Below are 22,256 nucleotides of genomic sequence, written 5' to 3'. Positions count from 1 at the left end.
TGCGTCAATCGGATATGACTCCGAGCAGCCCCGCACCGCCCACCCGGCACCGCACCGTCGCCGGTTCGTGGATCCGCAGCGTCGGCTCATGGATCCGCAGCGCGCCCGGCACCTACGTCTGGCTGTCCGCGCTCTTCGTCACCACGGTCATCGTCCACCAGATGTCACCGGACTTCGACGAGGACTTTCTGCGCCAGCGCTCGACCAACATCCACGAACTCACCGAGGACCCCCTGCGCGTCCTGTTCGCCAGCGCCTTCTGGATCGGCGGCGGCCAGTGGATCCCCTACGCCCTCCTGTACACCGTCTTCCACGCCCCCGCCGAACGCTGGCTCGGCACCCTGCGCTGGCTCACCGTCGCCGTCCTGGCACACGTTCTCGCCTCCCTCGCCAGCGAAGGCGTCCTGGCCTGGGCGATCCGGCACGGACACGTACCACCCGCGGCTGCCAACACCCTCGATGTCGGCGTCAGTTACGCACTCGCGGGGGTCGTCGCCGTCCTCACGTACCGCGTCCCGCCGCACTGGCGGTTCGTGTACCTCTTCGCCGTCCTCGTCTTCTACGGCGTCCCCCTCATCACCGGCCGCTCCTTCACCGACCTCGGCCACTTCACCGCCGTGCTCATCGGCCTCGCCTGCTACCCACTGACCCGGTCCCGGCAGAGGACGAAAACGCCCGTTCCGCAGTAACGTCCCGCCCCAGAGGAAACGCGGCCTCGCGCACACCCTCGCACCACGCTTCACGCAACACTCCACCCAGGGCTTCACACCGGACAAAGCAGAGGCAACATGAGCACCGTCAGCACCGTCAACGGCGGCATATCGTTCTGGTACGCGGACCGAGGCACCCCTCTCGCCCGGGAACCCCTGCCGGGCGACGCCACCGCCGACATCTGCATCGTCGGCGGCGGATACACCGGACTGTGGACCGCCTACTACCTCAAGAAGGCCGTCCCCTTCCTCAACATCACCGTTCTCGAAGCCAAGTTCTGCGGTTACGGTGCCTCCGGGCGCAACGGCGGCTGGCTGTACAACGGCATCGCGGGCCGCGACCGCTACGCGAAACTCCACGGCCACGAAGCCGCCGTCCGGCTCCAGCAGGCGATGAACGAGACGGTCGACGAAGTCGTACGGGTGGCCGCCGAGGAGAACATCGACGCCGACATCCATCAGGGCGGCGTCCTCGAAGTCGCCTACACGCCCGCGCAGCTGGCCAGGCTCAAGGACTTCCACTCCGTCGAGATCGCCTTCGGCGAGACGGACCGCGTCCTGCGCGGCGCCCGGGAGACCTGCGAACGCGTCAACGTCACCGGAGCCGTCGGCTCCACCTGGACCCCGCACGGTGCCCGGCTGCACCCGGTCAAACTCGTCCAGGGGCTCGCCGCGACCGTCGAGGCGCTCGGCGTCACCATCCACGAGTCGACGCCCGTCACCGAGATCGAGCCCAAGCACGCGCGCACCCCGTACGGCACCGTCCGCGCCCCGTACATCCTGCGCTGCACCGAGGGCTTCACCGCGAACCTCAAGGGCCAGCGGCGCACCTGGCTCCCCATGAACTCCTCGATGATCGCCACCGAGCCGCTCCCCGCGTCGGTCTGGGACACCATCGGCTGGGACGGCCGCGAGACCCTCGGCGACATGGCCCACGCCTACATGTACGCCCAGCGCACCGCCGACGACCGCATCGCACTCGGCGGCCGGGGCGTCCCGTACCGCTACGGCTCGGGCACCGACAACGACGGCCGCACCCAGCCCGCCACCATCGAGGCCCTCCGCGACATCCTCGTCCGCTTCTTCCCCAGCACCGCGGGCGCCCGGATCGACCACGCCTGGTCCGGCGTCCTCGGTGTCCCCCGCGACTGGTGCGCCACGGTCACCCTGGACCGTTCCACCGGGCTCGGCTGGGCGGGCGGCTACGTCGGCTCCGGCGTCGCCACCACCAATCTCGCCGCCCGCACCCTGCGCGACCTGATCCAGCAGGACTCCGGCCAGTCGGGTCCCACCGAGCTGACCACCCTCCCCTGGGTCGGCCACAAGGTCCGCCGCTGGGAGCCGGAACCCTTCCGCTGGTTCGGCGTCCACGGCATGTACGCCGCCTACCGCGCCGCCGACCGCCGCGAACTCACCTCGCCGCGGGCCGGCACGGACCCGGTGGCGAAGGTGGCGGACCGGCTGGCGGGGCGGCACTGACCGGAAAACGGACGGGCACCCGCCACCGGGTGGTGGCGGGTGCCCGTGGTTCGTTCGGTCAGCTCTGTGGAGGTCGTGTCACATCGAGCGGCAGAAGTCCTTGCCGTGGCACGGCTTCGGCTTGCAGTGCTTGTCGTGCTTGTCGTGGCACGGCTTCGGCTTGGGCTTGCAGTGCTTGTCGTGGCACGGCTTGGGCTTGCAGTGCTTGTCGTGCTTCTCGTCGCACGGCTTCTTCGCGACGGTGATGCGCGCCTGGTCCTGGTTCGACCGGACGGTCCCGTTCTCGGCCGTGGCCACCGCGCGGTTGACGACCTCGCCGCGCTTGGCGTCGGCGGCCGTGACCCGGTAGGTGCCGGTGCAGGTGGTGCTGTCACCGGACTGCCCGGCCGGGGCGAGCGTGGTCGCCTCGCAGGTCACACCGGTCACCCGGTCGTCGGTGACCGCGACCCCCGTCAGCTCCTGGGAACCGGTGTTGGTGACGGTGTACGTGTACGTCACCTTGTCGCCCACCGTGTAGTGGCGCGAGTCGTCCACCGTCTTCGTCAGCCGCAGACCCGGCTCGGTCTCGGCCCGCAGCGTGACGCTGTCGGGCTCCGACACCACCTGCGTGGAGCCGGACCGCCCGTGCGCGGCGGCCACGTTGACGATCGTCCCCCGCGCGGCATCCGCCGCGGTGACGGTGTACGTACCGACGCAGGTGGTGACGGCCCCCGGGGCCAGCGTCGTCGCCCGGCAGGTCACGTTCGGCACGAGATCGTCGGTGACCCCGACGCCCGTCAGCGCCGCGTTGCCGGTGTTGGTCACGGTGTACGTGTACGTCACCTCGTCGCCGGCCCGGTACACACGGCTGTCATCGGCCGACTTCTCCAGCCGCAGCCCCAGTTCGGAAGCGACCAGCACGGTCACGTCGTCGGGCTCCGACTCCACCGCGGTGCCGCCGGACTGCCCGTGCGCGGTGGCGGTGTTGGTGACCGATCCCTGGCCGGCATCGGCGTCCGTGATCCGGTAGGTGCCGGTGCAGGTGGTGCTGTCACCGGACCGACCGGCCGGGGCGAGCGTGGTCGAATCGCAGGTCACACCCGTCACCCGGTCGTCTGCGACCGAGAGCCCCGTCAGCTCCTCGGGGCCGGTGTTGGTGACGGTGTACGTGTACGTCACCTCGTCGCCGACCTGGTACACGCGGGTGTCGTCGGCCGACTTCTCCAGCCGGACCCCGGGCCCGGACCGGACGTCCAGGGTGACCTGGTCGGGTGGCGACTGGATCGGTGTGCCGTCGGCCTGCCCGTGCGCGGTCGCGGTGTTGGTGACCGAACCGGCCGTGCCGTCCGCCTGGGTGACGGTGTAACTGCCGGTGCAGGTCATCGTCTCGCCCACGGCGAGCATGGTCTTCGGACAGATGATGCCGGAGACCCGGTCGTCGGTCACGGTCACGTTCGTCAGCGGGACGTTGCCGCTGTTGGTCACCACGTACTCGTAGGGCACCCTGGTGCCCGGTGTCACCGGGGTCGGCGGCGGCGGATTCTGGGAGACCTGCTTGACCAGGTTGAGCTGGGGCAGCGCGGCGGCCGGGTGAACGCTGAGGTTCCGGATCAGGTGGACGTCGGTGAACAGTCCGGTCGACGCGGCGAAGCCGAACTTGTAGGTGCTGGGCACCGGCTGGGGTGCCGGAGTCGACAGCACCTGCTGGGTGCCGTTGCCGTCGTGGAAGTCGATCGAGACCGTGATCACCGGGTTCGGCGACGGGGAGATCTCGACGGTCACCGTGCGGCGCGACGGCTCCAGCAGCGCTTCGGCCTCCTGCGGGGTGGAGTCCGGCGGCACCGAGGTGGTCGGTCCCTGCAACTGCCCCGGAAGCGTGGAGGGCCAGGGCCCGGTCGTCGAGAAGTTGCTGGTCGTCGCATCGAGGAAGCAGTAGCCCTCGGTGCCGTCGCCCGGCCCGCGCAGCGTCACCATGTTCGCGCCGGGCGCCGGGATCCGGAAGAACGTACCGGCCGGGGAACGGGTGGCACAGCCGTTGCCGCGGTGCTCCCAGTCACCGAAGTAGTTGCCGAGGACGTCCAGGCCGACCCCCACGTAGCCGTGGTTGACGCCCGGCAGGAATGTCCGGCCCGGGTCGTCGTCGGGCAGCTTCTGCGCGTAGCCCAGGCCGCCGCCGAAGGCCCCGGGCGAGGTCAGCGACGCGGCGCCGTCGATGAGGAAGAACGAGATGCCGTCGGCCGGAGGGTTGGTCGTACCTCCGTACTGCCACTGGTCGAACGTCGTGACCAGCCCCTGGTTGGCCGGGAGGGCGTGGTTGTAGAGCACCGCGGCGGACTGGTCGTTGGACGCGTCGGTCAGCCGGAGGTAGCCGTGCGGCGCGGCGTTGTTCGGCGGCACGGGGCCGGTCGCACCGGCCGGGCAGCCGGTGAGCGGATGGGTGCCGGGACCGGGCGCCGGGGCCTCGGGCGCACCCGTCAGGCAGGCGGGCCCGAACGCCTCGAACCCCGCGATGGCGTCGGCCCCGGTGAACGTCTCGTCCACCAGCGGTACGCCCACGGGCTGCGCGGCGGCCGTCTGCCCCGGCAGCCCCAGCCCGGCGGCCACCAGCCCCAGCACACCGAGCCCGCCCGCGGCCAACCGCCCCAGCCGATTCTGTCCACGACGCCGGCCACGACTCCTGGTCGGGGCACCGAAATGTCTGAGCCTCATGGCGGGCAAGGTAGGGACTCGTCCCGGCGCCGGGACGTAACACGCCCCGCGACCGCCGCCCTCCCTCCTTCCGGCGTACGCATCCGAATGATGGCCGACGGCGGCGGACGGTCCGAACGGTGCGCCCGGTCGCATGAACGGATCGCCAGGTCGCCCGGTCGCACGACCGAACCAAAGCCGGGAACGGAAGAAGGCCGGCGCCCTCCCGGGGCACCGGCCTTCTTCATGAGGCTCAGGCGACGAGCTCGGCGCCCTCCGCCGGGGCCGGGGCGGGCTCGGGCTTCGTGTCGCGCATGACCAGGGCGGCCAGGACGGCGGCGGCCAGGACGCCGATCGCGCTGATGGTGAAGGTGGTCGACATCGAGGAGGTGAAGGCCTCCCGGGCGGCCCGGACCAGGCCGGTGTCGCCGTGGGCCAGGGACAGCGCGTCGGTGATCGAGCGCTTCGCCTGCCCGGGTGCGTCGGCGGGCATCTCGCGGGCGAAGCCGCTGGACAGGAGCGAGCCGAGGATCGCGATGCCGAGTGCGGTGCCGGCCTGCTGGATGGTGTCGTTCAGGGCCGAGCCGACGCCCGCCTTCTCCGCCGGGATGGTGCCCATCAGCGCGCCGACCGCGGCCGGCATCGCGAGGCCCGCGCCGAGGCCGAGAAGACCGAGCGCGACCGCCGGGAGGGTGAAGCCGCTGTCGGGCGAGACGGAGGTCAGCAGCCCGAAGGCGGCGGCCATGACGATCATCCCGGCCAGCACCAGCATGCGGTTGCCGGTCTTCGCGGCGAGTCCGGTGCCGACGAAGTTGCCGATCAGCGCCGCGACGGCCAGCGGTACGAACGCCAGACCCGCCTTGACCGGCGAGTAGCCGAGCACGAACTGCAGGTACTGGGTGAAGACCAGCAGCAGGCCGCCGTTGCCGATCTGCACGAGGGTCAGCGAGAGCGAACCGCCGCTGAAGTTGCGGTGCTTGAAGAGGACCAGCGGCACCATCGGCGCGGCGGTGACGTTCTCCCAGACCACGAACCCGACGAGGGCGACGACCGCGACGGCCAGGGTGATCGCGGACCGGCCGCCGAAGGCACCGTGCTGCGGGATCTCGATGATCCACCAGACCAGGGCGGTCATACCGGCCGCGGAGAGCACCGCGCCGAGCGGGTCGGCCTTCTGCCACGGCCCCTTCGACTCCGGCATGAGGGTGAGACCCGCGAGGACGGCCAGCGCGACGACCGGAACGTTGATGAAGAAGATCGAGTGCCAGGAGAAGTGGTCGATCAGCACACCGCCGAGCACCGGGCTGCCGACCAGGCCGAGCATCGCCACCGAACTCCACACCGCCATCGCCTTGTTGCGTTCCTGCTCGTCGAAGACGGTGATGAGGATCGACAGCGTCGACGGCATGATCAGGGCGCCGCCGACGCCCATCGTGACCCGGGCGGCGATCACTTCACCGGGGTTGGTGCAGAAGGTCGCGGCCAGCGACGCCGCCCCGAAGAGCAGCAGCCCGATGATCATGATCTTCCGGCGGCCGAACCGGTCGCCGAGGCTGCCGGAGGTGAGCAGGAGCCCGGCGAAGACCAGGATGTAGGAGTCGAGGATCCACTGCGTGTCCTGGGCGCTCGCACCGAGGTCCTCGGTCATCGCCGGCACCCCGACGGTCAGCGCCATGCTGTCGACCACCAGGACCAGCGAGCTGAGGCACAGCACGATCAGGATCCACCAGCGGCGTGGATTACGGGTCTCCATGACGGTCTCCATGAGGCTTTCCCTTCGGGTTGCGCACACCGTTCCTTCGATGCGAACACTGTACGCAGATGAGTACGGCGTGCGCAACCATCCCTCATGTACGCTCGATGCGAACGGTGTACGCACTTCGCCTCACCGCCGAGCACCAGGCGCCACCGGGCTCCACGCGCCGCCGAGCGCCGGACACCGCCGAGTTCCGCGCACCCCGAGTTCCGCGCACCCCGAGTTCCGCGCACCATCAAGGAGGAGACGTCATGGCAGCCAGGACCACCCCGATCCCGTCCGTGTGGACGCGACAGCAGCGCGAGCCCGACCAGCCCGCGCTCAGCCGGGCCGCGATCGTCCGCGAGGCGATCGTGATGCTGGACGCCGACGGCATCGAGGCGCTCAGCATGCGCAAGCTCGGCGCCCGCCTGAACGCCGGCGCGACCTCCCTCTACCGGCACGTCGCGACCAAGGACGAGCTGATGGAGCTCGCGGTGGACGAGGTCTTCGCCGAGATCACGGTGCCCCCCGCCGACAGCCCGGACTGGCGCGCCGCTGCCACCGAGGCCGCCCGGTCCTTCCGCTCGACCGCCCTGCACCACCCCTGGCTGGCCTCGGTCCTCGGCCAGGCGGGCCTCGCCTACCTGGGCCCCAACCTGATGTCGTTCTCCGAACGGCTGGCCGCCCTGTTCACCGCCGTCGGCTTCCCCGAGCCGAGCCGCGCGATCGACACCGTCATGACCTATGTCATCGGCATGAGCACCACCGAGGCGGCCTGGCTCACCACCGTCGCCCGCTCCGGCGAGACCGAGGCCGACTTCATGTCCCGCCTCATGCCCGCCGCCCAGCAGGCCGCGGCCGAGCACGACCACCTCGCCGGCACCTTCACCGCCTCCGCGGAGACCGCCCCCGAGGAGATCCGCGACTCCAAGTTCACGTACGGCCTGGAAGTCGTCCTCGACGGACTGGCGTTGCGGCTCCCGCCCCGAGCGCACTGACCACGAGCACCGTCACCGGCGGCCGGGCCCGCGCAGGCCCGGCCGCCGACCCGGGCGGCCCCCGTCCCGGCAACTGAACAAATGTTCAGTATCTGCACGCATTGACATGGGCGATCCATACTCCAAATACTGACTACTCATTCAGTAAGGAGCCCTGCGCAGTGCCTGGAGAAACCATGTCGGAACCACCCGCGACCATCCCCGCCCGGCCCCCGCGAGGCGGGCTCACCGGCGGGGAAGCCCTGGTGCGGGCGCTCGCCGCGCACGGTGTGACCCAGGCGTTCGGCATCCCCGGCACCCACAACCTGGAGATCTACCGGCACCTGGCCGCCTACCGGATCGACCACCTCAACCCCCGCCACGAACAGGGCGCGGGCTACGCCGCCGACGCCTACGCCCGGGTCTGCGGCCGGCCCGGCGTGGCGATCACCACCACCGGCCCGGCCCTGCTGAACATCGCGGCCGCCGTCGGCCAGGCCTACTCCGACAGCGTCCCGCTGCTCGTCGTCTCACCCGGCATGCCGCTGCGCCACCCCCGGCAGTCGACCGGCCTGCTGCACGAGATGCGCAGCCAGACCGAGGCGCTGCGGGGCGTCGCGGCCGTCAGCCACCGGGTGTCCTCCGTCGAGGAGATCGGCGTGGCGGTCGCCCGCGCCTTCACCCTCTTCCGTACGCGGCGCCCCCGGCCCGTGCACATCGAGGTACCGCTGGACCTGCTCACCGCCGTGGAACCGGCCGGGCCCATACGGACCGCCCCGCCGGTCTCCCCCGCGACGGCGGACCCGGACGCGCTCTCGACGGCCGCCGAGGCGCTGCGCTCGGCCGCCCGGCCCGCGATCGTGCTCGGCGGCGGAGCGCGCGGAGCCGCCGCCGAGTGCCTGCGACTGGCCGAGGAGCTGGGCGCCCCCGTGGTGACCTCGGCCAACGGAAAGGGCATCGTCGCGGAGACCCACCCGCTGTCGCTCGGCGCCTCGCTGCACAGCCGGGCCGTCCGGCGCTGGCTGGCGGAGCGCGACGTGGTGCTCGCCGTCGGCACGGAGCTCGCCGAGTCCGACCTGTGGGAGCCCCTGCCCGCGCTCGGCGGCACCCTGATCCGGGCCGACATCGATCCGGCGCAGATGTACGCGGGCCCGCCCGCCGGCATCCCCCTGGTCGGCGACGCCCGGCACACCCTGCGCTCGCTCCTCGCCACCCGCCCCGGCGCCACCACCATCACCACCGAAACGCACCACGAGGCCCACCGCGCCGTCGTCGCGCTCCGCGACGAGCGGAACGCCGAGACCCGGAGCGAGGACGCGCACCTGCTGCCGTACCTGGCGGCGATCGGATCGGTGCTCCCTGCGAACGCGGTGCTCACCTCCGACAGCGCCCAGTGCTGCTACTACGGCGCGATCCCGCACCTGCCCGTCGCCCCGGAGGGCCGCTATCTGCACCCCACGGGCTTCGGCACCCTCGGCTACGCCCTGCCCGCCGCCATCGGCGCCAAGACCGCGGACCCCGCCCGGCCGGTCGTCGCGCTGAGCGGCGACGGCGGCCTCCAGTTCTCCGTACAGGAGCTGGCCACCGCCGTACAACTGCGACTCCCCCTGCCCGTCGTGGTGTTCGACAACGGCGGCTACGGCGAGATCCGCGACGAAATGGTCTCCCGCGGCGACCGCCCCACCGGGGTCGACCTCCCGCCGGTCGACCTGCCCGCCCTGGCCCGCGCCTACGGCGGCCACGGCGTACGCGCCGACTCGCCCGAGGCGCTCGCCGAGGCCCTGCGCCGGGCCCTGGACACCCCCGGCCCCACCCTCATCACCATCCCCGAGGAGCACTCCCGATGACCACGTCCCCCACGGCCCCGCGGACCACCGCCGGGTCGGCCGCCCCGCTGATCTCCCTCACCTGGACCGACCAGGAGACCGGACACCAGGGCCACCTGGTCATCGACCGACTGGTGCGCGGCGTCTCCAGCGGCGGCCTGCGGATGCGCGCCGGCTGCACGCTGGAGGAAGTCACCGGCCTGGCCCGCGGCATGACGATGAAGGAGGTGCTGCACTACAACCCGCAGGGCCGCTACATCCCGCTGGGCGGCGCCAAGGGCGGCATCGACTGCGACCCGCGCGACCCCGCCGCCTACGGCGTCCTCGTCCGCTACCTGCGTGCCGTACGCCCCTACATCGAACAGTTCTGGACCACCGGCGAGGACCTCGGCCTCACCCAGGACCTCGTCGACCGGGCCGCCGCCGAGGCGGGTCTGGTCTCCTCCATCCAGGCGGTCTACCCGCTCCTCGACGACGAGGAAGCCGCCCGGCGACGCCTCGCCGACGCGTTCGCCATCGACGTGGACGGCATCGGCCTGGACGAGCTGGTGGGGGGCTGCGGAGTCGCCGAATCGGTGCTCACCGCCCTGGACCGGGCCGGCGTCGCCCACCGGGGAACCCGCGTCGCGGTGCAGGGCTTCGGCACCATGGGCGGCGCCACCGCCCGCTTCCTGGCCCGCGCCGGACTGCGCGTCGTCGCGGTCGCCGACATCAAGGGCACCGTCGCCAACCCCGACGGCCTGGACGTCGAGGCGCTGCTCGCCGCCCGCGACGGCCACGGCGCCGTGGACCGCGCCGCACTCCGCGCCGAGGACCGTGAACTGCCGGCCGACGCCTGGCTGACCGCCGACGCCGAGGTACTGGTACCGGCCGCCGTCTCGTACGCCGTGGACGCCGCCAACCAGGCGGGCATCACCGCCCGCTGGATCGTCGAGGCCGCCAACATGCCGGTGGTCCCCGAGGCGGAGACGCTGCTGGCCGCCCGGGGCATCACCGTACTGCCGGACGTCGTCGTCAACTCCGGTACGAACGCCTGGTGGTGGTGGACCCTGTTCGGCGACATCGGCGCCGACGCCGACGAGGCGTTCGCGTACACCCGCCGGTCGATGCGCGCCCTGGTCGACCGGATACTGGCCCGCGCCGAAACCGGGACCACCACCCCCCGAGCCGCCGCACACGCCCTGGCCGCGGACCGGCTGCCGACGGTCGCGGACCGCTTCGGAACCTTCCGCTGACAGCTGGAATCCAGCCACTCAGAGCTCGGTACGCGTCCGTCGCTCATCCCGACTCACCGCCCCTCACTCGCGGGCCTCCCGGTCGTGACGGGTGGTGCTGGGCGGTACCGCGGGATCCCCAAGCGGTCATGCGCACCCCGTCACCTGGCCTTGCTTCATGAGTCAGTCCGCCGTGACGGCGGACGCGGCGAGCGAGTCCCGGGTTCCGCCGGCCTCGACCTGGTCGAGGTACTGAGTGCACTCGTCGTCGACGTAGAGCCCGACGGGCGAGCCGCTGTTGTTGGTCACCGGGCGTGCCGGAATCGTGGACCGGCATCCCGGCATCCCGGCATCGCGGCGAAGTCAGCGATCTGCACGGGTTCCTGGCAGTCGGCCTGCGGTCGGAAGCAGACCCCGCCTTGCGGCAGATGACGGGCTTCGCCGGACTGGTCACGGCCCCGCGCCGGGCCCTGCCCAGTGGCTGATGCCGATGCTCGTGTCGAACTGCCGCATGCGGCTCATCACGAGGTCCGAGGTGGGGTGGGCCAGTTCGTCGACGATGCGGCCGTCGGAGAGGAAGACGATGCGGTCGGAGTGGCTGGCCGCGAGCGGGTCGTGGGTGACCATGACGACCGTCTGGCCCAGCTCGCGCACGCACCGGCGCAGGAGCCCGAGGATGTCCGCGGCCGCTCGTGAGTCCAGGTTCCCGGTCGGCTCATCGGCGAAGACGATCTCCGGGCGGCCCACCAGGGCGCGCGCGCAGGCGACCCGCTGCTGCTGTCCTCCGGACAGCTGGGCCGGGCGATGGCCGAGCCGGTGGGCGAGGCCGACCGTGTCGATGACCCAGCGCAGCCACTGCTGGTCCGGCCTGCGTCCGGCGACGGTCAGGGGCAGCACGATGTTTTCGAGCACGGTCAGTGCCGGGATCAGGTGGAACGCCTGGAAGACGAAGCCGATCCGCTCCCTGCGCAGCCGGGTCAGGGCGCGATCACCCAGGCGTGACAGTTCCACGTCGCCGAGCCAGGCCCCGCCCGATGTGCCGGAGTCGAGTCCGGCCAGGCAGTGCATGAGCGTCGACTTGCCCGAACCCGAAGGCCCCATGATCGCGGCGAACTCGCCGCGGCGGAACGCGACGGAGACCCTGTCGAGGGCGACGACCTGGGCGTCCGGCTGCCCGTACACCTTGGTCAGGTTCACCGCGGAGGCCGCCGCCGCGGGGTCCACGGGCGGCGTGCGGTGAAGCGGGGCGCCGCCCGGCCAGGGACGGGGTGAAGCCATGTCGTGCTCCTCGGGTTCATCGGTGATCGGGGTGGTGCGGGGTTGCCCGTCGTGGGGCTCGGGAGCTTCAGGCCGGTCGCGGCGGCGAGGAGACGCAGTGCTCGGGCGCCGCGTGCCGCGGCGTCGGGGCCGGGGCGGACTCCCCGGTGAACAACAGCCGGAAGGACCGGCCGAGTCCTCGCGTACGCGGCGGGCGCGGCAGGCGAGTCATGACGCACTGCCCGCGAACTGCTCACGGATGTCACGCAGCGGGCGTGCGGACAGGGCCGAGGCGAGCGCCGCCGCGACCAGTACGGCGCCGAGCACGCCCAGCGTCCAGGGCAGGTCGAACGTCGGCATGGCATGTACGCCGAGTGCGGCCGACAGCGGAGTCAGGCAGATCAGTGCGGTCAGCGCGGACAGCGCCACGCCGACGACGGCGCCGCCCGACGACTCGTACAGGACACAGCGCAGCAGTTGCCACCGGGTGAGCCCCACGGCACGCAGGTGTGCCCGCTGAGCACGGCGGTCGCGCTGGGCCAGGGCGCAGGTGTTGGCGACGGCGAGCAGCGCGTAGCCGCTGACCACTGCCACGATCAGATGGGCGGCCAGGTCGTCCTGCGGGCTGCGCGGTGCGAGGTCGGCGAGATACGCGGAGCGCGAGGCCACCTCTTGGCCTGCTGCCTTCGGCCAGGAGGTGATGTCGCCGCGCAACAGGATCTGTTCGGCGTAGGCATCCGGGGTGTGGGCCATCGCGAGGGAGCCGGGCAGCAGGAACTCGGGGAAGGCGAGGTCACGGCCGTAGACGGCGGCCAGCCGCAGCCGGTGCGAACTGCCGTCCGCAAGCCGCAACCTGACCGTCTGGCCGATCTTCCAGTGGTGTCCTTCAACCTGTGTGGCACCGGCAGCGAAGCTGCTTCCGGTGAGCGCGTCGAGGCGGCCCTGCTCCACGTCGAGGTCGAGGACCCCGGGCAGCGCCCGCGCGTCGGCGCCCCAGGCGCGGACCGGCTCGGGGCTGTCGTCGTAGAAGGTCTTCGGCGCGGTGACCGTGGTGTGCACGAGAGGAGTCGCGGTGCCGCCGGGGAAGGCGGTGGCGCCGGCCCCGGCCGGCAGCCGGTGCTCCGGCTCGGCACTGACCACGCCGTCGGCCCGCAGGCCGCGCTCAGTCTGATCCCGCACCGCCTCGCCCACGGTCGCTCCGGCGCCGAGCATCGCCGCTGCGAGCCCGACGGCGAGGAGCACGGGCACGGCGACCGCGGTCGTACGCACGGGTGCCGCCCGCAGCCCGGCGGCCGCGATCCGTCCGACACGTCTGTCGAGCAGTCGCAGCAGCCCGCCGAGAGGCCGCACGAGCAGGGGCACGTACCACGGGGCGAGTACCGCGAGCACCGGGATGATCATGAGGGCGAAGCCCGGGGCCAGCGCCGCCTTGAGTACCCCCGGCAGCATGGGCACGACCATCAGGACCAGCAGCGGCAGGCACGTCGTGACGAGCAGTGCGACACCGATGCCGAGCCGCACCGGGCTCCGTCGGCTCGGCGCCATCGCCAGAGCGTCGTCCTTGAGCAGGTCGATCGGGCGCACCCGGCCCGCCGCGAGGACAGCGGTCAGCGCCGCCACCACCGCGACCACGGAGGTTCCCACGCAGACCGCGGCCGCCTCCAGTACGGTCACGGCGGGGGAAGGCAGCCCGGCAGCCGCGGGGTACAGGTCGCTGTCGGCCATCACCTGCCGGACGAACCTGGCCAGGGGCAGGAGGCCGACGCCCACGCCGACCACTGCGGACAGCAGCGACAGCGCGGCCACGTCCAGCATCGCCAAGGCGCGCAGGCGGCGGGCCGACACCCCGAGCGCCCGCAACACGGCGAACTGGCCGAGGCGTTGACCCGTCCACAGCGAGACCGTGGACCCGGTCACCAGGACGGCGGACATCAGCAGCAGGGTGAGCAACAGGGACAGGAGGTTCTGCGCGCTGTCGGCGGTGGCCGCCGCGGCCGAGTTCTCGGCATAGCCCGTGCCACTCACGCCGGTCATCAGCACCAGGCACGCACCGACACCGGCGGCGGTGACCGCACAGGCCACCGCGGCTCCGGCGACGCGCCCCGGATGCACCCGTACCTCGGACGTGAACAACCGTATGACCCCTGGGATTTGAAGGGGTTGTGTCGGTACGGTCGGCGCTGAGGTCATTGCGATTTCCTACCCTTCGGTACGGGTATGTTCGGTTTCCGGGAAGGCCGCACGAGCCGTGGCCCTCCCGGACCGACTCCTGCTTCTGTGCCGAGCTGTTTCAGCAGTTGAGGAGGGAGTACGAGCTGAACGGAGCGTCGAGAACGGTCTCCTCGTCGCCACATCGCTCCAACGCCTCGTACCACGCTGGATCCGCAATCGCACAGGACTCGTATCTCTCACCCATAAGACACCCACCCCCCTTTCTCCTTCTCCGAACTTCCGCGCCTCGGTGAAGACACTTACGATTCCCCATCCCGAACCTCCGCACCAACACCATTTAGTGGTCTCTAAATTCACCAAGTCAGAGACGGCCGCGGCGAGGTACAGCGATGGGCGAGCGCGATGAGCGCCACCATGAATCAATTACCGCGGCCATAACAAGCAGCCATCGGCGCACACCCTCCGTGGCATGATGCGATCATGAAGACGCGCATAGTGGTCGCGGATGATCAGGCGAGTGTCCGCGAGGGTTTCCGGCACATCCTGGAAGCCGAGGCGGACCTGGAGGTCGTGGCCGAGGCCGCCGACGGACCCAGCGCACTGGAGACCGTCCGGGAACTGCGACCGGACGTGTTGCTCGCCGACATCCGCATGCCCGGCATGGACGGCCTGGAACTGACCCGCCGACTGGTCGGCGTCGCCCCCGAAGTGAAGGTCGTCGTGGTGACCACGTTCGACCTCGACGAATACGTGCACACCGCACTGCGCTACGGCGCGTGCGGCTTCCTCCTGAAACGCTCCGGGCCCGCGCTGCTCGCCGAGGCTGTACGGTCCGCGGTCGCCGGCGACGCGCTCATCAGCCCCGAGATCACGATGAGGCTGCTGCGCCGCTACACCGAACCGCGTCGTCGCCCGTACGAACCGGTGGAACCTCTGACCGCTCGCGAGGAGGAGATCGCCACCCTGGTGGCCGAAGGGCTCACCAACGCCGACATCTGCGCGGAACTCTTCATCTCACTGGGCACCGTCAAGTCCCACCTGAGCAACCTGCAGCGCAAGCTGCGAGTGCGCAACCGGGTGGAAATCGCCGCCTGGGCCTGGGAAGCGGGCCTCAGACCCGGGCCGTGAGCCGGGCACCGGAGGCGGTTCGACGACCGGCTCGCCGGGCGCTCTCGCCACGCAACAGATGCAGGCCCAGCATCGTCACCGTGTGCAGCACGCTGCTGCCGCTGCGACGGCTCGTGATGAGTCCGGCTGATCGAAGGACGGCCGCATGCTGGCTCACCGCTGCGGCTGTCACCCCGAGCGAGTCGGCGAGCTCGCTGGTGGTGGACTCGTCGAGCACGGCGCGCAGGAGCGCGGCCCTGGTCCGCCCGACGAGCGCCCCGAGCGACTGCTGTCTGTCGCGTGCGGCGATGGCGCCGTCGGACTCGCCGGTCAGCAGAACTTCCCGGCGCGGGTCGAACCGCACCGGGAAGGCCAGCGTCGGTACGCTGTTCCCGGCCCCCTCGGCGTTCATCAGCATCTCTCCCGCGGTCTGCAGGAAGAGCGAGGGAGCGAGTACCAGCCCCCGTCCGTCCAGGACGACCTCGCTCGGCTCGTCCGCAGGGATCTCAAGGCACCGGCCCCGCCAGCGAATTCGTGGATGCAAGCTGCTCAGCAGCGTCTTCACTCCGGCACTGCCCGCGATCTGCCGGCAAGCGTCCGTCTCGGCGTCGATGCGCGCCTGAATCTCGGGCCAGCCGGGCGCCATGGCCACACGACAGAAATCCCGTACCAATTCTCTTGCCTCGGCGTGCGACCGAAGAGGCATTGTGTTCTCACCCGATGCCATGTCGTTGTCGCCCGTCCAGGCCCTCAGGACGTCCCGGAACAATCCTGGCGTCCGAACCAGGTCATCGAGACGGGCCGCCAAATCCCCTTGCAAGGAGAGCCGTTTACGCACGCCGTTCCGCCACGCTTGAAAGTGGTTCGCACTCCCTTGCAAGACTTCCAGCGCGAAAATCGCCTCGATTTCCGGACCAAGGCCCGAGCCGATACGAATACACGTCAGATCCTCGGCAGACATGCGAATGCGAATCATCTGGAAGATCCCCCCGAATCTCCTGACCAGTAATTTCCCGCGTGGGTGTATCACCGGATCAGGGACGGACCGTGTCCCTCAGCCGGCCCCTTCATAGTCGCTCAGCGCCTGCTTCCGTGGCATCAGCCGTTCGGCCGGTCTTGTTCGTCACCCCTGCCAGGCCCCGATGCCACCAGGGGCAGCAGCACGCTCACCCGCCAGCCCCCCGAAGGGTGCGGATGCGCGGCGAGTTCACCCCCCATGTCCGCCGCGCGCCTTCGAAGATCCGCCAGGCCGGTCCCACCGCCCAGCCGCTCAGGCTCCCCGGGCTCGCCCGAGTCCTCCTCCGAGCCGACGTCCGGCGCGTCGTCGATCACGGTGATGCTGAGCGTGTCCATGCCGCCGTACGGCGCACGGGACACCGCTATGCACACCTCGGACGCGCCGGGGGCATGCCGCCGTACGTTGGTGAGCGCCTCCACCACCACGCGGTATCCCAACTCGCTGACGCGCCACGGGAGGTCGACCAAGGCGCCGTCGGCCAGATCAAGCCGCACCGCCGCACCGCCCGTGCGGGCGAACCGGTCGGTCAACGCCTTCAGCCCGTCCAGATCCCGCGGACGCGGGCGGAGCGCGTCGCCGCCCGCATCGGCCGTCTCCCCGGCCTGCCGCCCGTGCCGGACCGTCGCCGCGTCGTCACCGGTGAACACGTGCACGGTGCGGTCCAGCGAGGACAGAGCCTGCCTGCCCGCCTCTTCGATGTGCGTGAGCAGTTCCCCGACCCGCTTCGGGTCCTGGTCCACAAGGACCTGGGCGGCCTGCGCGAGGACCACCACCCCCGTCACGTCATGGGCGGCGAAGTCGTGGAGATCCCGGGCGAGTTCGAGTCGCTGGGTCCGTCGTTCAGCAGCCAGCGCCGCGCTGCCGCGCGCGTCCAGAACCCGCAGATGGCAGCCAATGCCGTTGGCCGCCGCGGCCAACAGCAGCCAGGCCAGACAGAGCTTGACGGCTTGCTCGAAGGTAGCCGGTGGATCCATCCTCAGCACCATCCGCAGCGGTAGTTCCGTGATGGTCGCGGTCAGGAGCACTGTGAGCAGCAGCGCAGTGCGTCCACGGGGCCTGCGCACCGCCGGCACCACCAGCACCATCAAGCCGACGCTCTCCACCAGCCACCAGGTCTCCGCTTCACCGGCAACCGGCCCCTGGAAGACGAAGGTGGCCACCTGGGACACCGCGCAGGCGCCCAACACGATGGCCGGGACCCAGTGTGCTGTGCGCGGCGACCACAGCGCGGGAAACATCGCCGCCGCGACGGCGACCAACGCGGCGGCGACAAGGAGCGGTGCCGTCGATGCCATCGCCAGACAGCCCACCATGAGCGCGGTCGCCATCGCCACGCCATATCCGCCCCAGTACAGCGAGTTCATACTGAGCCCACCCATGCGCCAGATCGTACGCATTGGGCCGTGCACGACTTGAAGTCACGGATGGCGTACTCGCTGACGCCGACGACTCCGAGGGCGTCCAGCTGATCGCCGAGTCAGCCACGCCAGGCTGCCCCTTCCTGACCTGGAGGAGACGAGGCGCCGCCTCAAGGCCGCTCACGCAGGCCGTCCCGCTTTCCCTCAGCCGTACGCCCGCCACGCCCCCGAGCAACACAAAACCCCAGGTCAGCTGGTGCCCGACCTGGGGTTTCCCAGAGCCCCCTGTCGGATTCGAACCGACGACCTACGCATTACAAGTGCGTTGCTCTGGCCAGCTGAGCTAAGGAGGCATGCCGGAGCAGTGTAACCAACGCCGCACCCTGCGCGGTCCCGAAATTTCGCGCCCGTCGAACTACTGACAGATTCGAAATGGCCAGGTAGCGTCGCTGAAGGTTCACTCAAGTGGACCAGACCACTCCCGCACTCGGATCGTCCGGCACGTTCCTGCCGGTGGAGGAGAAGATCCAGCATGGCCAGTGTCACGTTCGACAAGGCGTCCCGCGTCTACCCCGGCTCCACGAAGCCGGCCGTGGACCAGCTCGAGATCGACATCGCGGACGGTGAGTTCCTCGTCCTCGTCGGTCCTTCCGGTTGTGGCAAGTCGACCTCCCTGCGCATGCTCGCGGGTCTTGAGGACGTCAACGGCGGCGCGATCCGCATCGGTGACCGCGACGTCACGCACCTGCCCCCGAAGGACCGGGACATCGCCATGGTGTTCCAGAACTACGCGCTGTACCCGCACATGACGGTCGCGGACAACATGGGCTTCGCGCTCAAGATCGCCGGGGTCAACAAGACCGAGATCCGGGCGAAGGTCGAAGAGGCCGCCAAGATGCTGGACCTCACCGAGTACCTGGACCGCAAGCCGAAGGCGCTCTCCGGTGGTCAGCGTCAGCGTGTCGCGATGGGCCGTGCCATCGTGCGTGAGCCGCAGGTCTTCCTCATGGACGAGCCGCTGTCGAACCTCGACGCCAAGCTCCGTGTCTCCACCCGTACGCAGATCGCCTCGCTCCAGCGCCGTCTGGGCATCACGACCGTGTACGTCACGCACGACCAGGTCGAGGCCCTGACCATGGGTGACCGGGTCGCGGTCCTCAAGGACGGTCTGCTCCAGCAGGTCGACTCGCCGCGCAACATGTACGACAAGCCTGCGAACCTCTTCGTGGCCGGCTTCATCGGCTCCCCGGCCATGAACCTGGTCGAGGTCCCGATCACCGACGGCGGTGTGAAGTTCGGCAACAGCGTCGTCCCGGTCTCCCGCGAGGCGCTCACCGCCGCCGCGGACCGTGGTGACACCACCGTCACGGTCGGCATCCGCCCCGAGCACTTCGACATCGTCGAGCACGGTGGCGCCGCCGCGAAGTCCCTGTCGAAGGACAGCGCCGACGCGCCGGCCGGCCTGGCCGTCTCGGTCAACGTCGTCGAGGAGCTCGGCGCCGACGGCTTCGTCTACGGCGCCGCCGAGGTCGGTGGCGAGCACAAGGACCTGGTCGTCCGCGTCGGCGGCCGCGCCGTCCCGGAGAAGGGCACCAAGCTCCACGTCGTGCCGCGCCCGGACGAGCTGCACGTCTTCGCGACGTCGACGGGCGAGCGTCTCACCGACTGACGCCCCGCACACCCGCGCCACAGCGGCCCCGCACGTTCTGCGTGCGGGGCCGTTCGCGCGCCATGGAGCACGAGCGGGTTTGGACCCGTACGGCGCCGGATTCCCCGGCACACCGGTCATTTCGCCACCGTTCGTCAACACCCGATTCGAAAAGCACCCTCGAACCATCCCCCTCAAGGGTGACGAGATGTCGCCAAATCATTACTGCCCGCTACGCTCGCTGCGTGACCCACACTGCGCGCCGCATCGGCCGATCCCTCGCCTTCGTACTGCCCGTCGTGATGGTCCTCTCCGGGACCCTCGCCGTCACCAGCGTGCCGTGGGCAGCTCACAACTCCGAGCCGCAGGTCCTGACCGCGTCGGCCCACGACATCTCGAAGCGCGCCAAGACGCGCACCCCGCAGGACGCCCTCCGTGACCGGCTGCTGCTGGAGCTCCGGGAGAAGGACCCGGGTGTCGCGCTCACCGACCTCCAGCGCTCCGTCGAGGGCCGCCCCTCGCTCGCCCGGCACTGCATGTCGATCGCCAGGGCACTGGGCCGCGCCGCCGTCGAGAAGTACGGCCCCACGCACGCCCACCGGTTCTCGCGTCCCGTCTGCGACACGTCCTTCGCCTCGGGCGTCGCCCGGTTCAGCTGACCGGCCGTGCCGGGCACCGCATATCGTGCCTGGCATGCATACGTATCCGACGCAGGCCGTGGTCCTGGCGGGTGGCCAGGGATCGCGGCTGCGCCCGTACACCGATGACCGCCCCAAGCCGATGGTCGAGATCCCGGGCACCGGGACTCCGATCATCGGCCATCAGCTTTCCTGGCTGGCCGCCGAAGGCGTGACCGACGCCGTGGTGTCGTGCGGTCATCTGGCCGAGGTGCTGCAGGAGTGGCTGGACTCGGCGGTGCTGCCGCTGCGCGTGACGACCGTCGTGGAGTCCGAGCCGCTGGGCCGCGGCGGCGGGCTGAAGTACGCCGCCGCCCGGCTGCCCGACCCCGAGCAGCCCTGGTACGCCACCAACGGCGACATCTGGACGCGCTTCTCCCTGCGCGAGATGGCCGCGTTCCACACCGAACGCGATGCGACCGCGACACTGGCCCTGGCCCGTCCCCGTATCCCGTGGGGTGCCGTGGAGACGGACGCGTTCGGGCACATCACCGACTTCATCGAGTCGCCGCCCTCGCCGTATCTGATCAACGCCGGTGTGTACGTCTTCTCCCCGGAGTTCACGACGCTGCTGCCGGACCGGGGCGACCACGAGCGGACGACGTTCCCCCGGCTGGCCCGCGAGCGCAGGCTGGCCGGCTACCCGCTCCCGCACGGCGCGTACTGGCGGGCCATCGACACGGCGAAGGACCTCACCGAGGCCGCCAAGGAGCTCGACGGGCAGTAGCGGAGCCCCGGGCGTACGACGAAGGGGCGGTCACCGGTACGAATCCGGTGACCGCCCCTTCGTCGTGCGCCGACGCCGGCCCGGCGGCTCAGCCGAGCAGGCCGCCGATCGGGTTCTGCCCGCCGCCGGACGTACCGCCGGTGGAGTCGCCGCCGTCCGAGCCGCCGGTGGAACCGCCGCCCGTGCCGGTGGTGCCGGAGGACGACGGGCCGGAACTGCTGGACGGGGGCTGCTGCGGGGCCGTCTGCTGCGGGGTCTGCCGGCCGGTGCCCTGGGTCTGGCTGGGCTGTCCGGCACCGGCCGCCTGGCCGGACTCGCGTACGGTGCCCGCGGCGGGCGTGGACGGCGCGGTGGAGGGCGTCGTGGCGGCGCCGCTCCGGGTCGGCGAGGGGCGTCGGCCCTCCGGCGTGTGCGAGGCCCGGCCGCTGTGGGATTCCTGCGGGAGCGGGGAGCCGGGGAGCTGGTTGGTCGGGTCGCCGTTCGGGCCGGGCACGGTGACGACCCCGGAGGAGCGGACCGCGCCGCCGAGCACGGAGCCCACGAGAAGGGTGAGGCCGACGACGACGGCGGCGACGAGGGCGCCCCGGCGCAGCACCCGGCGGCGCAGGTCCCAGATCGCCGAGCGCGGGCCGAGCCTGCGCCAGGCCTCACCGGCGAGCCGTCCGTCGACGGAGTAGACCGGCGCGCCCGCGATGATCAGCGGGCTCCAGGCGGCGAGGTAGATGATGTCGGGCGCGTCGTAGACGGCGACGGTGCGCCAGCTCACGGTGACCAGCAGCGCGGCGGACAGCAGCGCGCCGACCGAGGCGGCGACCCGCTGCCAGAGGCCGAGGACGGTGAGGACGCCGACGACGACCTGGAGGAAGGCGACGCTGAGTCCGGCGCCGACGGGGTGGGAGAGCGCGAAGTCGCGCAGCGGCTCGGCCAGCGCCCAGGGGTGCAGCGAGGTCAGCCACTTGACCATGGAGCCGCGTTCGCCGCCGTCGAAGTAGACGGGGTCGCAGAGTTTGCCCATGCCGGCGTAGATGGAGATGAAGCCGAGGAAGACCCGCAGCGGCAGCAGCACGACGCCGAGGTTCATCCGGCGGCCGGGGTAGTACGCGTGGCGTACGGAGTCGCTGTTCTGGCGCCCGCTCCGGTCCGCGGTCTCCTCGTCGAAGCCGTCCTCGTCGTACGCCGCTTGCGGGTACCGGCCGCTGTCGGCGGAGTCGTAGGCGCCGACCGCCCGGCGCATGGGCGGCAGCAGGGGGCCGTTGTCGTAGCGGCCCGGCTGGTGGGGGGCGGTGATGACGGGGGTGGGCTGGGTCTCTTCGAGGAGATCGATGACCTGGGTGCCGCCCGTGCCGTGTCCGCCGTCGTATCCCGGGGGCGCGTAGGGGTCGTACCCGGCGGCCGGGCGGCCCGCGGTGGAGTTCCGTACGGCCTGGAGGAGCCCGGTGGCGCCGGGGTCGCCGGGGGCGGACCTGCCGCTCCACACGACGGGCGAGCGCCTGCCGCGGCCCGTTCCTGCGCCGCTCATGGCGGGGATCCTGGGCGCGCCGGCAGGGGCCAGACCGCGCAGCCGCGGGCGCTGGCCGGGGGCGAGCTGCACCCGGAAGCTGGCGTGGTTGACGATGACCTGCGCAGGGTCGCAGTCCACCTTGGCCATGCTCAGGGCTGGTTGTTCGTCGAACCGAGGCGT

General features: G+C 71.2%; 17 protein-coding genes and 1 tRNA gene. 9 read left to right on the top strand and 9 right to left on the bottom strand.

Going from position 1 to position 22,256, the window contains the following annotated elements:
* Positions 1-14: 14 nt before the first annotated feature.
* Both ACFV8T_RS27635 and ACFV8T_RS27630 read left to right on the top strand, forming a co-directional pair.
* Complete coding sequence (locus tag ACFV8T_RS27635; protein WP_385332456.1) at positions 15-689, top strand: rhomboid-like protein; 675 nt, start codon at positions 15-17, stop codon at positions 687-689.
* 99 nt (positions 690-788) lie between these two features.
* A complete protein-coding gene (locus tag ACFV8T_RS27630; RefSeq protein ID WP_385332453.1) occupies positions 789-2,189 on the top strand; it encodes an NAD(P)/FAD-dependent oxidoreductase in 1,401 nt (466 codons plus the stop codon).
* 78 nt (positions 2,190-2,267) lie between these two features.
* Here ACFV8T_RS27630 and ACFV8T_RS27625 read toward each other — a convergent pair whose 3' ends face one another.
* Together ACFV8T_RS27625 and ACFV8T_RS27620 are read right to left on the bottom strand one after the other, a co-directional pair.
* Positions 2,268-4,877 carry a hypothetical protein gene (locus ACFV8T_RS27625; protein ID WP_385332450.1) on the bottom strand — a complete coding sequence of 870 codons (2,610 nt, stop codon included), beginning with the start codon at positions 4,875-4,877 and terminating at the stop codon, positions 2,268-2,270.
* Between the two features lie 232 nt (positions 4,878-5,109).
* On the bottom strand, positions 5,110-6,609 hold the full coding sequence (locus ACFV8T_RS27620; RefSeq protein ID WP_385332534.1) for an MFS transporter: 1,500 nt from the start codon (positions 6,607-6,609) through the stop codon (positions 5,110-5,112).
* Positions 6,610-6,863: 254 nt separating this feature from the next.
* Here ACFV8T_RS27620 and ACFV8T_RS27615 point away from each other — a divergent pair, with 254 nt between their 5' ends.
* The 3 genes from ACFV8T_RS27615 to ACFV8T_RS27605 all read left to right on the top strand — a co-directional run bounded on the left by ACFV8T_RS27615 (position 6,864) and on the right by ACFV8T_RS27605 (position 10,632).
* A complete protein-coding gene (locus ACFV8T_RS27615; RefSeq protein WP_385332447.1) occupies positions 6,864-7,592 on the top strand; it encodes a TetR/AcrR family transcriptional regulator C-terminal domain-containing protein in 729 nt (242 codons plus the stop codon).
* A 176-nt stretch (positions 7,593-7,768) separates the two neighbouring features.
* Positions 7,769-9,418 (top strand): 5-guanidino-2-oxopentanoate decarboxylase, encoded by a 1,650-nt coding sequence (locus ACFV8T_RS27610; protein WP_385332444.1) that lies wholly within the window; start codon positions 7,769-7,771, stop codon positions 9,416-9,418.
* Positions 9,415-10,632, top strand: a complete 1,218-nt coding sequence (locus ACFV8T_RS27605) for a Glu/Leu/Phe/Val dehydrogenase dimerization domain-containing protein (protein WP_385332441.1) — start codon at positions 9,415-9,417, stop codon at positions 10,630-10,632. The genes ACFV8T_RS27610 and ACFV8T_RS27605 overlap by 4 nt, the downstream gene beginning before the upstream one ends.
* Before the next feature lie 162 nt (positions 10,633-10,794).
* On the opposite strand, the gene ACFV8T_RS27600 is transcribed toward ACFV8T_RS27605, so the two are convergent.
* The 3 genes from ACFV8T_RS27600 to ACFV8T_RS27590 form a co-directional block, all read right to left on the bottom strand.
* Positions 10,795-10,920, bottom strand: a complete 126-nt coding sequence (locus ACFV8T_RS27600) for a hypothetical protein (RefSeq protein ID WP_385332438.1) — start codon at positions 10,918-10,920, stop codon at positions 10,795-10,797.
* A 141-nt stretch (positions 10,921-11,061) separates the two neighbouring features.
* Complete coding sequence (locus ACFV8T_RS27595; RefSeq protein ID WP_385332436.1) at positions 11,062-11,889, bottom strand: ABC transporter ATP-binding protein; 828 nt, start codon at positions 11,887-11,889, stop codon at positions 11,062-11,064.
* A gap of 207 nt (positions 11,890-12,096) precedes the next feature.
* Complete coding sequence (locus tag ACFV8T_RS27590; protein ID WP_385332433.1) at positions 12,097-14,001, bottom strand: FtsX-like permease family protein; 1,905 nt, start codon at positions 13,999-14,001, stop codon at positions 12,097-12,099.
* A 519-nt stretch (positions 14,002-14,520) separates the two neighbouring features.
* On the opposite strand from ACFV8T_RS27590, the gene ACFV8T_RS27585 reads away from it, so the two are divergent.
* The gene (locus tag ACFV8T_RS27585) at positions 14,521-15,168 is read left to right on the top strand and encodes a response regulator (RefSeq protein ID WP_385332430.1); all 648 of its coding nucleotides are present in this window, start codon (positions 14,521-14,523) and stop codon (positions 15,166-15,168) included.
* Here the strand turns inward: ACFV8T_RS27585 and ACFV8T_RS27580 are convergent.
* The 3 genes from ACFV8T_RS27580 to ACFV8T_RS27570 all read right to left on the bottom strand — a co-directional run bounded on the left by ACFV8T_RS27580 (position 15,152) and on the right by ACFV8T_RS27570 (position 17,876).
* Complete coding sequence (locus tag ACFV8T_RS27580; protein ID WP_385332427.1) at positions 15,152-16,108, bottom strand: ArsR/SmtB family transcription factor; 957 nt, start codon at positions 16,106-16,108, stop codon at positions 15,152-15,154. The genes ACFV8T_RS27585 and ACFV8T_RS27580 overlap by 17 nt on opposite strands.
* A gap of 137 nt (positions 16,109-16,245) precedes the next feature.
* Positions 16,246-17,544: a sensor histidine kinase gene (locus tag ACFV8T_RS27575; protein WP_385332424.1), complete on the bottom strand. Its 1,299-nt coding sequence runs from the start codon at positions 17,542-17,544 to the stop codon at positions 16,246-16,248.
* 258 nt (positions 17,545-17,802) lie between these two features.
* Positions 17,803-17,876 (bottom strand) — tRNA-Thr (locus ACFV8T_RS27570).
* Between the two features lie 179 nt (positions 17,877-18,055).
* Between ACFV8T_RS27570 and ACFV8T_RS27565 the strand changes: the two genes are divergently transcribed.
* The 3 genes from ACFV8T_RS27565 (at position 18,056) to ACFV8T_RS27555 (ending at position 20,575) form a co-directional block, all read left to right on the top strand.
* Entirely contained in the window at positions 18,056-19,192 is a 1,137-nt protein-coding gene (locus ACFV8T_RS27565; RefSeq protein WP_266416119.1) for an ABC transporter ATP-binding protein, read from the top strand.
* Positions 19,193-19,416: 224 nt separating this feature from the next.
* Positions 19,417-19,830, top strand: a complete 414-nt coding sequence (locus tag ACFV8T_RS27560) for a hypothetical protein (RefSeq protein WP_385332421.1) — start codon at positions 19,417-19,419, stop codon at positions 19,828-19,830.
* A 34-nt stretch (positions 19,831-19,864) separates the two neighbouring features.
* Positions 19,865-20,575, top strand: coding sequence for an NDP-sugar synthase (locus tag ACFV8T_RS27555; protein WP_385332419.1), 711 nt, complete (start codon positions 19,865-19,867; stop codon positions 20,573-20,575).
* Between the two features lie 88 nt (positions 20,576-20,663).
* On the opposite strand, the gene ACFV8T_RS27550 is transcribed toward ACFV8T_RS27555, so the two are convergent.
* Positions 20,664-22,223, bottom strand: a complete 1,560-nt coding sequence (locus ACFV8T_RS27550; RefSeq protein ID WP_385332531.1) for a DoxX family membrane protein — start codon at positions 22,221-22,223, stop codon at positions 20,664-20,666.
* Positions 22,224-22,256: the final 33 nt, after the last annotated feature.

It is taken from the genome of Streptomyces sp. NPDC059832 (assembly GCF_042731715.1).
Taxonomy (GTDB): Bacteria; Actinomycetota; Actinomycetes; order Streptomycetales; family Streptomycetaceae; genus Streptomyces.
The sequence above is the reverse complement of the archived record's forward strand: the minus strand, read 5'-3'. Positions and strand labels throughout refer to the sequence as shown.

Excerpts from the sequence above, each read along its gene's own strand:
- ACFV8T_RS27635 (WP_385332456.1), top strand. The coding sequence starts at position 15 with ATGACTCCGAGCAGCCCCGCACCGCCCACCCGGCACCGCACCGTCGCC.
- ACFV8T_RS27630 (WP_385332453.1), top strand. The coding sequence starts at position 789 with ATGAGCACCGTCAGCACCGTCAACGGCGGCATATCGTTCTGGTACGCG.
- ACFV8T_RS27625 (WP_385332450.1), bottom strand. The coding sequence starts at position 4,877 with ATGAGGCTCAGACATTTCGGTGCCCCGACCAGGAGTCGTGGCCGGCGT.
- ACFV8T_RS27620 (WP_385332534.1), bottom strand. The coding sequence starts at position 6,609 with ATGGAGACCCGTAATCCACGCCGCTGGTGGATCCTGATCGTGCTGTGC.
- ACFV8T_RS27615 (WP_385332447.1), top strand. The coding sequence starts at position 6,864 with ATGGCAGCCAGGACCACCCCGATCCCGTCCGTGTGGACGCGACAGCAG.
- ACFV8T_RS27610 (WP_385332444.1), top strand. The coding sequence starts at position 7,769 with ATGTCGGAACCACCCGCGACCATCCCCGCCCGGCCCCCGCGAGGCGGG.
- ACFV8T_RS27605 (WP_385332441.1), top strand. The coding sequence starts at position 9,415 with ATGACCACGTCCCCCACGGCCCCGCGGACCACCGCCGGGTCGGCCGCC.
- ACFV8T_RS27595 (WP_385332436.1), bottom strand. The coding sequence starts at position 11,889 with ATGGCTTCACCCCGTCCCTGGCCGGGCGGCGCCCCGCTTCACCGCACG.
- ACFV8T_RS27585 (WP_385332430.1), top strand. The coding sequence starts at position 14,521 with ATGAAGACGCGCATAGTGGTCGCGGATGATCAGGCGAGTGTCCGCGAG.
- ACFV8T_RS27580 (WP_385332427.1), bottom strand. The coding sequence starts at position 16,108 with ATGTCTGCCGAGGATCTGACGTGTATTCGTATCGGCTCGGGCCTTGGT.
- ACFV8T_RS27575 (WP_385332424.1), bottom strand. The coding sequence starts at position 17,544 with ATGGGTGGGCTCAGTATGAACTCGCTGTACTGGGGCGGATATGGCGTG.
- ACFV8T_RS27565 (WP_266416119.1), top strand. The coding sequence starts at position 18,056 with ATGGCCAGTGTCACGTTCGACAAGGCGTCCCGCGTCTACCCCGGCTCC.
- ACFV8T_RS27555 (WP_385332419.1), top strand. The coding sequence starts at position 19,865 with ATGCATACGTATCCGACGCAGGCCGTGGTCCTGGCGGGTGGCCAGGGA.
- ACFV8T_RS27550 (WP_385332531.1), bottom strand. The coding sequence starts at position 22,223 with ATGGCCAAGGTGGACTGCGACCCTGCGCAGGTCATCGTCAACCACGCC.